Origin of the sequence: Acinetobacter sp. YH12211, from assembly GCF_013418015.1 — a bacterium.
Classification (GTDB): Bacteria; Pseudomonadota; Gammaproteobacteria; order Pseudomonadales; family Moraxellaceae; genus Acinetobacter; species Acinetobacter towneri.
Genome location: NZ_VPCW01000026.1, coordinates 22,293 through 33,102, shown reverse-complemented (window position 1 = coordinate 33,102; position 10,810 = coordinate 22,293). Strand labels below are relative to the sequence as shown.

The following is a 10,810-nucleotide window of genomic DNA, read 5'->3' as shown; positions in this document are numbered from 1 at the left end:
TCTATCTGCGACTAAAGTGCCTTCCTCATCCCATCTTCTTAGGGTTTGGATGGAAACACCCAGTGTTTTAGCTGCAACGCCAATACTAACATATCTACTCATTTGTATATAATAATATAGAAATAGGTAGATTTCAACTAGCAGTTATTAACCCCTGCAACCGTGCCCATTCTCTTGGCGTCATTTTCCGAATACCTTTCCGATTTACCTCTCCTTTAATTCTAGTAGTTGGAGTAAAGTCTGTAATTCTATGATCTATAACTAAATTACGCTCTCTCCCCATTCCACCTACAACTATGGCATTGGCAATTGCGTGATCTGGAATAATAGCGTAACCAAAACCATTTCCTTTATTTTCATGTCGAGCTTTATGCTTTTCCAAGGTATCTAAATACTGTGTAGATAAGTAATATTTAGTAGGTACAACCTGAGTTTCCTTTATATCGGCAAAACAGGTTTTTTTATTTAATGGTTGTGGATAAGAGAAATTTTGAATTCCAGTATCTTTATGGAAGCCTACAATAAAAATTCGCTCTCTATTTTGGGGAACACCAAAATCTTTAGCATTTATAATTTGAGGCTCAGCAACGTAGTAACCTAAATCATCTCTTAATGTTTTTAAAATAGTTTTAAGTGTATTTCCCTTATCATGACTAATTAAGCCTTTAACATTTTCTAAAAAGAAAGCTTTAGGTTGTTTCCGTTTTATAATATCCGCAACGTCAAAAAATAGCGTACCGCGTGTATCTTCAAATCCAGATCTTTTACCTGCAATTGAAAAAGCCTGACAAGGGAAGCCTCCACATAAAATATCGAAATGATCAGGTATCGCATTTTTAGTAGACTCTAAAGTGATATCACCATAAGGCGTTTCACCAAAATTGACGGAATATGTTTTTTGGGCATATAGGTCTATTTCTGATGAAAATACGCACTCGCCACCAAGATTTTGTAACGCTAGCCGAAATCCACCAATTCCTGCGAATAGGTCAATAAATTTAAATTTACTTGGGTATTCTGGATAAAAAGGGATTGATTCAAAGAGGGAAAGGTTTTCCTCTTTGTTTACCACTAATTCACCATGAGCCTTTAAAACTTTTGGACTAGTAGAGTTCATCTCAAACCTTCAAGGCGATACAATAACAAAGCCATTACAATAACAAAATTTACCTTAAATAGCATGCAGTGCAAGACACAAGCTGTCGCTCTAGCACAATATTCGATAAGCGTTAGGACAGATGCCTGAGCTGAACTCAAATCACAAAAACGCTTCCAACACCGAATTTAAAAACACATGCCCTTGCGCAGTACATGCCAATCGCTTCGGATCATCCTGCAACAATTGCCGCTGACGCAATGTATTTAAAATATCCTGCAAATCATCCAAGTTTAAACCTGTGCGGGCAGTATACAAGTTTGCCTCAACCCCATCATTCAGGCGCAGTGCATTCATCATAAATTCAAATGGCAACTCATCGGCTGCAATTGCTTTAAACTGCAAGTTTTCCGCAGGTACTTTGGCTAAGTAATCTTTCGGCAAACGGGTTTTTTGGAAGCGATACACACCATCATGCAAAGTCACTTTGCCATGCGCCCCCGCACCTATCGCCAAATAATCGCCAAACTGCCAATAATTTAAATTATGTGCAGACGGCAACTCTTTACGCCATGCAGACACTTCATAATTCACAAAACCTTGCGCAGTTAAATAGGCTTCACCCTGCGCTTGAATTTCTTCCAAGACATCATCTACAGGTAAAATTGGCTGAGTGCGGAAAAAAACAGTATTAGGCTCAATAGTCAATTGATACCATGAAATATGCGTTGCACCATGTTCCACTGCCAGTTTTAAATCCTGCAGTGCTTGCTGCAAAGTCTGTTCAGGCAAGCCATGCATTAAATCGACATTAATTCGCTGAAAGCCCGCTTCACGCGCCAAGCCAATTGCGGCAATCGCATCATCATTAGAATGAATACGCCCTAATTTTTTTAAATGCTCAGTATTAAAACTCTGCACGCCAATCGACAAACGGTTAATGCCTGCAGCCAAATAATCTGCAAAGGGATCATGCTCCACTGTTCCCGGATTAGCTTCCAACGTAATTTCGCAGTCATCTTCAAAAGCTAGCACGGCTTTCAGCTGTGTAAATAACCATTGATACCCCTGTGCTGAAATTAGCGAAGGTGTGCCACCGCCAATAAAAACACTGTGAATTTTCCGCCCCTGCGCAAACTGAGTCTGGGTTTTAAAATCTTCCAGCAAAGCCTGTAGATATTCCTGTTCTAAATCTAAACTCAACTTACCGTCAGGCACAGCATGTGAATTAAAATCACAATACGGACACTTACGCACGCACCACGGCATGTGAATATATAAAGATAAAGGAATATCAATGGGTTGAAGTGGATTCAAAGACAGACTCAATGCAAAATCAAAACAGTGATACAGATTTTAACATGACTACAGCAGGACACTGATGTATTCCCTAGAATTTGCTTTAGACTAGAATCTGTTTAATAAGAAAAAATGTGAAAATGATGAAGATATCCAGCCAATTACTCTTAATTTTGCCACTGGCGATGGGCATCGGGATTGCAATGGCCTTTCAAACTGCAATCAACAGCCAATTGCGTGAATATTTATATTCTCCGTTACAAGCTGCCCTTTTCTCTTTTTTGGTTGGTACAATAGTTTTAGCCATACTGGTATTTTTTCAGCAAGTCGAAAAACCCAACCTCAGCACCTTGCTCAACATCCCATGGTATTTATGGATTGGCGGATGTCTAGGGGTTTATGCCATCAGCATGAGTATTTATAGTGCTCCAAAACTAAGTTTACTCACTTTATCTGGGGTGATTATTTTTGGACAAATGGTCACATCAATGCTGATTGATCATTTTGGGTTCTTGGGCACTGATAAAGTCAGTATCAATTGGCAACGTCTTTTAGGTAGCGTGGTGATTTTTATTGGTGTGCTTCTCACTTTACAACGCTAATACCCAAACGCTAAGCACCTCATGCATTGAGATTTTTTGTGTCAAATATACATTCTGTGACCACGACCCGTTTTGAATTAAAACAGCTTTTTCAACTGATGATTCCAATTTTGGTCACACAATTTGCGCAAGCAGGTTTAGGTCTGATTGATACCATTATGGCAGGTCACATGTCTGCCACCGACTTAGCTGCTATTGCCGTTGGGGTCGGTTTGTGGATGCCCATTATGCTGCTGTTCAGTGGCATTATGATTGCTACCACACCCTTAGTCGCCGAGGCTAAAGGCGCGCGTACCCCAGAAAAAATTGCAACCATCGCCCGTCAGTCTTTATGGATTGCGTTTATTTTAGGTGTGATTGCAGGGCTGATTTTACAGCTCATGCCTGCACTATTGCCATTATTTGGTGTGCCTGAAAATTTACAGCCCAAAGCAGGCTTATTTTTACATGCCATCGGTTTTGGGATGCCTGCCGTGACCATGTATGCCGCTTTGCGCGGTTATTCAGAAGCACTGGGCTATCCACGCCCTGTGACCGTAATTAGTCTGTTGGCATTGGCTTTATTGGTTCCACTGAACTTTATGTTTATGTATGGTTGGGGGCCTCTGCCTGAACTGGGCAGTGCGGGTTGTGGTTTTGCCACTGCTATTTTGCAATGGTTAATGTTTATAACTTTGGCATTTTATATTTTTAAAAGTCGCGCCTATCAAAGCACACAGGTATTTAGCCAATGGGAAGCGATTGATGCGGTCTGGATTAAACGCATTTTGCTATTAGGACTACCAATTGGTTTAGCCATTTTCTTTGAAGTGAGTATTTTTAGTACTGCCGCCATTGTAATCAGTCCTTTGGGAGAAACCAAACTGGCAGCCCATCAAATTGCCATGTCAGTCACATCTCAGTTATTTATGATTCCCATGTCTTTGGCAATTGCCCTGACCATTCGTATTGGCACATATTATGGCGAACAAAATATTCACGCCATGCGTAAAGTACAAGGCTTAGGCTTTGCAACTGCAACTGTATTTGCCTTTTCTACAATGACGCTGATGTGGTTTTTCCGTCCTGAAATCATTTCAATTTACACCCGCGACCCGCAAGTGGCGCAAGTGACGATGTCTCTATTATTATTTGCGATTGCCTATCAACTCATGGATGCATGGCAAATTAGCGCAGCAGGTTGTTTGCGTGGCATGCAAGACACTCAGGGCCCAATGTGGATTACCATGCTTGCTTATTGGGTTGTGGCTTTCCCCATTGGCGTGTATTTAACTCGTTACAGCAGTATGGGCGCTGCAGGGGTTTGGGTCGGGCTGATTGTCGGTTTAAGCATTGCCTGTGTGTTACTTCTGACCCGTTTATATTTCAACAATCAACGACTGGAACGCCAATTTACAGCATAAACCTCAGCCTACTCACCTACATGCCAAAATACGTTTTGGCACGTGGGTCTTGTGATCAAAAAATACTTTAACAATTAAAAGTAGGCATTTTGCTCACGAACACTTATGATCAAAAGATAGTAAAGATGATCTTGAGGAACATCGCATGGCAAAAACGGCGCGTACACCTGGTCGTCGCTTTATGAAACTTGCGAGCATGACAGCAAGTATTGCAACCAAAACGGTATCGAACTCGATTAAAAACCTCACCGCAGATGAAGAACAAAAAAATGCGGCACGCAGCCAATTGTTTCAGGATATTGGTATCCAAATTGCTGATACCTTAGGCGAAATGAAAGGTGCGGTGATGAAAGTCGGGCAAATTGCCTCGCAATATAAAGATATTTTTCCGCCTGAAGTTGCCAAAGCCATCAGTAAATTACAGCGCCAAGCACCTGCCATGCCTTTTGCTGAAATTAAGGCACAAGTTGAAAAAGAACTTGGTAAACCGCTCGACAAAATTTTTAAACACTTTGATGAAACTCCGTTTGCAGCCGCATCTATTGGGCAAGTGCATAAAGCCATTTTACCCAATGGCGAGCAAGTGGTGGTCAAAGTGCAATATCCTGGGGTCGATGAAGCCTGCGAAAGTGACCTGAAACAAGTCCGTTTGGCACTGCGTTTAATGGGTGTACTTAAAATAGACCGTAAATTACAAGACCGTCTATTTCAGGAAATTCAGGAAAGTTTAGACAATGAGCTGAACTACCAGATTGAGGCACAAAACCTAGAAGTAGCGCGTACCTTTCACGCGGCTTTGGATGATAAAATTATTATCCCACAAGTGTTTAAAGACTATTCTTCGCGGCATATTCTCACCTTAAGTTTGGAACAAGGTGAAAATATAGAAACGGCAAGCACATGGTCACAGCGTACCCGCAACACTTTGGGACGACGTTTATTGCGTGCCATGGGTCAAGAAATCTTTTATTTAAAACGCTTTCATTGCGACCCGCATCCGGGCAACTTTGCGTTCCGCCAAGATGGTTCTGTGGTGATTTATGATTACGGCGGCGTCAAAACTCTATCGAATGATGTAGTGCATCATTTTCGACAACTGATTCATGCTGCGCGTGCGCAAGATATTGCCGAAATTGAACAGCATCTAGATGCACTGCAGGCAATTTCTGCATTGGGTAAATTCCCTGAAGATTTATATTTGCAATGGTTAGAAGTGCTGATGCGTCCGCTAACCACACATTATGATTTTGCTGAAAATTCTGCCCATCATGATGGCGTTGAGTTGGTCAAAAGTTCATTGAAATATTGGGATGTGTTTAAGCCTTCTCCCGATACCTTAATGGTGAATCGAACTGTTTCAGGGCATTATTGGAATTTAATTCATTTAAAAGTACATGATAATTTAAATGATATTTTTGAGGAGTTGGTTCCACCGCGAGCTTAGACTCAACTTTGGACTCAGCAAAGGATGCTGAAAATAAAGCCCAATCTGTTTTATGCTCCGTAACTAAAATTATAATCCAGACAAAAAATCCTCCCAAATGTAGGAGGATTTTTTGTTATCTAAACCGATTCATTCAAGTTGAAACGATGAAATTCAAATTATTGAATTTCAAGGTGTTTGATTAAGCATTCCAGATCATCGGCAGACAGTTGTCCAATATAAGTGAGTTGTGTTTTTTGGATAGGCAGCTGATATGTTTGTACTGTATCAATCCACGATGGCTTTTTTAAACCAGCCTGTTGCCAGTTTTTAATTTCCACATATTTGCTTTTAATAAAAGCAGACTTATTTTCGTACTGACTACTTAAACGAAATACAACATAGTCGGTGTCCGTTTGGCGAATATACAACACAGGTCTGGTCTTACCCTCGGCAATATCTGTAAAGCCAACATAAGCCCAATAGAGTTGTTGGGTCATTAGTAGCCGCCATCATCTTCTAAAAAAGCAGCAGCATCAGCAGCGCTAGACACTTTTACACTAGGAACATTATGGCTCATCGCGATTAATCTTGCTGTATTCAAATCCTCGTCACTCACCTGAGTCGTGACAGGTATTTTGCCAGTTCGTGCAATTTCAGCATAAACCATGCTCATTACAGTAGCAGGCGTCAGACCAACTTTTGTCATAATGTATTCTGCTGATTCCATAATTGCCTGATCAACCGTGTATTGAACCCGTTTTTTTACCAATGTTGTCATCATATGCTCCATTTACACCACTAAATGCCATTTTATGCCTTAAAATGGCACGGGTCAAACTTGTTCTTACGATGCCTTTTCACTTCAAATAGAAAAAATTATTTAATCTGTGCAGACACTATTCCCTCAATGAAAGCCCTTATACAACGGGTTTAGAAAAAGATTGGATAATTTTTATGTAAAACTCACTAGAAAGAATGCATGTGGGTTTTATTTGCCAAATCAAATGTTATGTTATAACATTTACTTAAATATACACTTAGTTTGGAGAAATCTCATGCGTCCGAATATCCACCCAGAATATCGTGAAGTTTTATTTCACGACACCAACGCCAATGCCTATTTTGTGATTGGCAGCACCTTACAAAGCAGCCAAAGTAAAGAATATGAAGGCAAAGTATATCCTTATGTGACTTTGGATATTTCAAGCGCATCGCATCCGTTCTACACAGGCGAACAACGTCAAACCAGCAATGAAGGACGTGTGGCAAGCTTCAACAAACGCTTTGCACGTTTCAAACGCTAAGCTTGAGTTTTATTGCAAAATCTCACAATCACTTCATATTCAGTTAAGTTTTCTGTTTTATATTTAAAACATAGCAAGATTGATCATCGAAACGATGGGATATTCTCTATCTTCAAAGCCCAAGCACTCTCCTCCAGCTTGGGCTTCTTTTTATTTATAATTTTTATCTAATGGATTTTTCTACTCAACGATTGATTTGGTACAGACCCTAATCTAATGTTTTAAAAACTGTTGAATCACATAAAAACCCAATCCCAGCAACATCACTCCCAAAACCACACTGGAAAGCGCATAACTAAACGCCATACCTTGCTGTCCATGTCTTAAGAGTTGCCAAGTTTCCAAACTAAAACTGGAAAAAGTGGTAAAGCCACCTAAAATACCTACCATCAGTAATAAGCGGGCTTCCTGCTGCAACACAGGATATTTCTGACTCAATGCAAAAAATACACCTGCCAAAAAGCAGCCAAACAGATTGACCGACCACGTTGCCCATGGAAAATGCTGTGCCGATTTAAATAAATACAGGCTTGCGGCATAACGTAAACTTGCCCCCAATGCACCACCAATTGCCACCAATAGCCAATTCATCTGTTCTACTGTCCTTTTTGCGGCTATGTCGTGTATTTCTCACAGCCATAATTTTTAGTCACATGTGATCTCTCTCTGTATTTCAAGATATTCTTGCCCGAAGCATCCATATCTTTGCTCAGATTTTACATCTTCCTAAATCACATAAGTTAAATACACGAAAAAGTTTTCCACTCAAAACCAAATTGCGCTAGTCTGCATATTATTTCAATTTAGGCACATGTGGAGGATGTCATGGCAAAAGAATTATTGGCTCAAGTTGAGGCAGGCAGTGCAACATTTGCCGATGTGATTGCATTCATTGAAGCACACTATAACCACACCCCAACCGCATTTAAAAATGGACAACAAAACAATGCGGCCACTGAAAATCAGGGCAGCGCCAAAGTGTTTTCTTTTGCTCAGTTAAAAGGTTTAGATCAGGCACAAACCCTCAGTTTGTTTGCAGAACACTATGCCTCGGTACGTGCAAACCCGACAAGCAGTGACCACCAAAATATTCGCCAGTTTATGCAACATGGTTGGGATGGCATCCAATTTGAAGGACAAGCACTCAGCGCCAAATAATTTTTAGTATTTTAGTTTTAAATTTAGATAGGAAAGCCGTGCGATACTGATTATAAACAGCCTCACACGGCTTTTTATTTTAAGAAAATTATAGATTTTTTGCTGCTAAATCTCACAACAATTCAAGCTGTTTAGCATAATCAAACATATCAAGAAATACGCACCCGACATTGCCATTCTTGTATTGCGGTTTTTTCCCATGCACGGGCATGTTTCACGTGGAGCAATTCCTGACCAGCCTTGACTGCCTGAAAATAAAATATTTTTTGTCCACCTTGCCCTACTTGAGCAGAAGATGAAGCTTCAGCAGTATGATAAATACTTTCTACATCAAATAGCTTCAGTGACTCTACCAAACTCCATTGATAGCCTGTACTTGGGTTTTCATTCAGTTGTAATTCTAAAGTTTGTCCGACATCCATCTCTAACAATGCGGGACATTGCTGCTGCGCTGTAAATTTAAAAGTTTGCCCATCAATGCTTGAATTCATACCTGTGCATGCGCTTAAGCCCAATGCCACAACACATCCACTCAAACCCATGCGCAAATAGCAATTCATCACCCTGTCCTAACTTTTAACCTTTTCAATCCACTGAATTGAACTGACGCGAAATACTTCGCACGCACCATCCCCCGTATCGGTAGGGGTAAGCGATGACGTCCAAACCAAGTCGTGATCTTTCACTTCAACCAACTCACCTTTTAAACGTACCAAATCACCTCGTTTTACTTTTTGAATGTCTTTGGCAATTTTTGGGTTGGCAGGAATGATGTGCATATTAGATACCATTTGCATGGCTTGTTCAGCAGGCACAGGTAAACGGTCTATTTTCCAGTTTAAATAGCGGTCATATTGATTGACTGTGATATGACGGGCAATTTCAGGCTCAGCAAACAAGCCCCAACTCACCGCATAATCAATCGGAGAAAATTTGGCTTGGGCATCATCTTGATAGATTTTTGAACCCAAAATCCGAAAATCACCTTTAAAGGGTTGCAACACTTCAATCGACTGACTTTTCAATACAGGAGGCAGACCTTTGGCAATATTACGCTCGACTGAGGCATAGACAGAACATGGCAAAGCCAAAGTCATTAACAATGCCATAAGTTTTAGCGAAATATGTGTGTTCATTCTAAAGTCTACCTAACAAATTCATCTATCTATATTTATCTTAATCACAGATTATGAATACAATAGTTGAAATTGGTAACAAAATGCAGTCATTGGCTTATTCTGGCATGACCAAAAACCTGTAATTTCAGCTAAGCTTAGGGTCATAAAATCCATAATCAGATCTGCACATGCTCTTTGACATCCTCCTCGACCTAAAGGACGGAGATTCCTACTGCTAGACGCTCATGTCCGAGCGCAAGAATATTCAGTGCGGAATTTACATCCCGATCATGGAGCGTACCGCACTCCACACACTGCCACTCTCTTATTCCAAGTCCTGCTCTACCTTCCGGACTACTGGAGCGTGAGCCACAGCACGAACAAATTTGGGTGGTATAGGCTTCATTGACTTCTTCATAACATACCCCTGCGTTCTCGCATTTATACTTGAGCATGGTTCTTAGTGTTGTCCAACTGGCATCTAGCACTGATTTAGCCAATCTGGTTTGTGCTAATGCTTTGGCATTCACATTGCCAACGAAGATGGCTGCATGTTCATTCACCAGTTTTCGGCTGAATTGATGCAGCATGTTTTGTCTTACATTTTTAATCTTGACATGGATGGCTTTGACACGTTTCTTATTTTTTGCACGTTGAGCAATACCAAGTTTTCGCTCATATTGCCGATAGATTTGAGGGGCTTTAAGTTTTACGCCATCTGAACAAGTCGCTAAATCTTTTAAACCTAGATCAATACCTATGGCTTTGCTTGACGTTGGCTTAGCTTGCTTTGGTGAATCTATAACAAGACAAACATACCAACGTCCACGACTATCTTCTACGAATGTGCCTGTTTTGATATTGTATTGACTTAATCCGTAACTATCCCATAGTTTAAATTGATGTTTACCATATTGAACATAGCCATCAGCATATTTGATTGCAACCTTTTTAAACGGTATCCAACCCAGTGAACGTATAGCTGATTTTTTATTACTGACACGCCATTTTAGTTTTGCTTTTTTGAACTGCTTGCGTCTTGTGACCAATTCTTCTGTCACTGCCTGAATAGTTTGACTGTGCAAGTTGCATTCTTTCGATGTGCCTTTCGTGTATTTTGCAATATCGTATGCTGAAAAGAATTGTTGTTTACGTTGTAGATGCTTAAAACACAAATCATTGACATAATTCCAGACAAAATTTACTTCGGATGCTAACTGATTTAGCACCTTGCAATGTTTGTCTTTTATGCGTAATTTGAGTGTCTTCATCCAATTATTTTAACAGTATTTTTCTTAATAGTGACTATAGTACAAGTATTTAAAACGACATTTCGTGTCGTTCATATGATTTACTCCAGTCGCTTATATCCTCGTGCTGAACCACGAGGTTTTACGCTCCAGT

14 protein-coding genes are annotated in these 10,810 nt (G+C 40.3%); 5 read left to right on the top strand and 9 right to left on the bottom strand.

Annotated elements, in window-relative coordinates:
* The 3 genes from FTU98_RS11235 to hemW form a co-directional block, all read right to left on the bottom strand.
* Positions 1-102 (bottom strand): MerR family DNA-binding transcriptional regulator (locus FTU98_RS11235; RefSeq protein WP_180051424.1); only part of this gene is annotated, 102 nt, incomplete at its 3' end.
* Positions 103-133: 31 nt separating this feature from the next.
* Positions 134-1,117 (bottom strand): DNA cytosine methyltransferase, encoded by a 984-nt coding sequence (locus FTU98_RS11230; protein ID WP_180051423.1) that lies wholly within the window; start codon positions 1,115-1,117, stop codon positions 134-136.
* A 141-nt stretch (positions 1,118-1,258) separates the two neighbouring features.
* Entirely contained in the window at positions 1,259-2,413 is a 1,155-nt protein-coding gene (gene hemW, locus FTU98_RS11225) for a radical SAM family heme chaperone HemW (protein ID WP_131260602.1), read from the bottom strand.
* A 122-nt stretch (positions 2,414-2,535) separates the two neighbouring features.
* Here hemW and FTU98_RS11220 point away from each other — a divergent pair, with 122 nt between their 5' ends.
* The 3 genes from FTU98_RS11220 (at position 2,536) to FTU98_RS11210 (ending at position 5,844) form a co-directional block, all read left to right on the top strand.
* Positions 2,536-2,997 carry a DMT family transporter gene (locus FTU98_RS11220; protein ID WP_004974605.1) on the top strand — a complete coding sequence of 154 codons (462 nt, stop codon included), beginning with the start codon at positions 2,536-2,538 and terminating at the stop codon, positions 2,995-2,997.
* A gap of 38 nt (positions 2,998-3,035) precedes the next feature.
* Positions 3,036-4,400 carry an MATE family efflux transporter gene (locus FTU98_RS11215; protein ID WP_004974603.1) on the top strand — a complete coding sequence of 455 codons (1,365 nt, stop codon included), beginning with the start codon at positions 3,036-3,038 and terminating at the stop codon, positions 4,398-4,400.
* A 145-nt stretch (positions 4,401-4,545) separates the two neighbouring features.
* A complete protein-coding gene (locus FTU98_RS11210) occupies positions 4,546-5,844 on the top strand; it encodes an AarF/ABC1/UbiB kinase family protein (protein WP_004974602.1) in 1,299 nt (432 codons plus the stop codon).
* Between the two features lie 158 nt (positions 5,845-6,002).
* Here the strand turns inward: FTU98_RS11210 and FTU98_RS11205 are convergent, their stop codons facing one another.
* Positions 6,003-6,323: a type II toxin-antitoxin system PemK/MazF family toxin gene (locus FTU98_RS11205; RefSeq protein WP_131260605.1), complete on the bottom strand. Its 321-nt coding sequence runs from the start codon at positions 6,321-6,323 to the stop codon at positions 6,003-6,005.
* Complete coding sequence (locus tag FTU98_RS11200; protein ID WP_004974600.1) at positions 6,323-6,604, bottom strand: type II toxin-antitoxin system RelB/DinJ family antitoxin; 282 nt, start codon at positions 6,602-6,604, stop codon at positions 6,323-6,325. Before FTU98_RS11200 ends, FTU98_RS11205 begins: the two co-directional genes overlap by 1 nt.
* 277 nt (positions 6,605-6,881) lie before the next feature.
* Here FTU98_RS11200 and FTU98_RS11195 point away from each other — a divergent pair, with 277 nt between their 5' ends.
* On the top strand, positions 6,882-7,130 hold the full coding sequence (locus tag FTU98_RS11195; protein ID WP_004974599.1) for a type B 50S ribosomal protein L31: 249 nt from the start codon (positions 6,882-6,884) through the stop codon (positions 7,128-7,130).
* Positions 7,131-7,343: 213 nt separating this feature from the next.
* Here the strand turns inward: FTU98_RS11195 and crcB are convergent, their stop codons facing one another.
* Complete coding sequence (crcB, locus tag FTU98_RS11190) at positions 7,344-7,721, bottom strand: fluoride efflux transporter CrcB (protein WP_004974593.1); 378 nt, start codon at positions 7,719-7,721, stop codon at positions 7,344-7,346.
* Positions 7,722-7,955: 234 nt separating this feature from the next.
* Here crcB and FTU98_RS11185 point away from each other — a divergent pair, with 234 nt between their 5' ends.
* Positions 7,956-8,288, top strand: a complete 333-nt coding sequence (locus FTU98_RS11185) for a HopJ type III effector protein (protein WP_136144551.1) — start codon at positions 7,956-7,958, stop codon at positions 8,286-8,288.
* A 149-nt stretch (positions 8,289-8,437) separates the two neighbouring features.
* Here the strand turns inward: FTU98_RS11185 and FTU98_RS11180 are convergent, their stop codons facing one another.
* The 3 genes from FTU98_RS11180 to FTU98_RS11170 form a co-directional block, all read right to left on the bottom strand.
* Complete coding sequence (locus tag FTU98_RS11180) at positions 8,438-8,848, bottom strand: protease inhibitor I42 family protein (RefSeq protein WP_136144550.1); 411 nt, start codon at positions 8,846-8,848, stop codon at positions 8,438-8,440.
* A gap of 9 nt (positions 8,849-8,857) precedes the next feature.
* On the bottom strand, positions 8,858-9,397 hold the full coding sequence (locus tag FTU98_RS11175) for a hypothetical protein (RefSeq protein WP_371970954.1): 540 nt from the start codon (positions 9,395-9,397) through the stop codon (positions 8,858-8,860).
* 221 nt (positions 9,398-9,618) lie between these two features.
* Complete coding sequence (locus tag FTU98_RS11170) at positions 9,619-10,677, bottom strand: RNA-guided endonuclease TnpB family protein (protein WP_180051422.1); 1,059 nt, start codon at positions 10,675-10,677, stop codon at positions 9,619-9,621.
* Between the last annotated feature and the right edge of the window lie 133 nt (positions 10,678-10,810).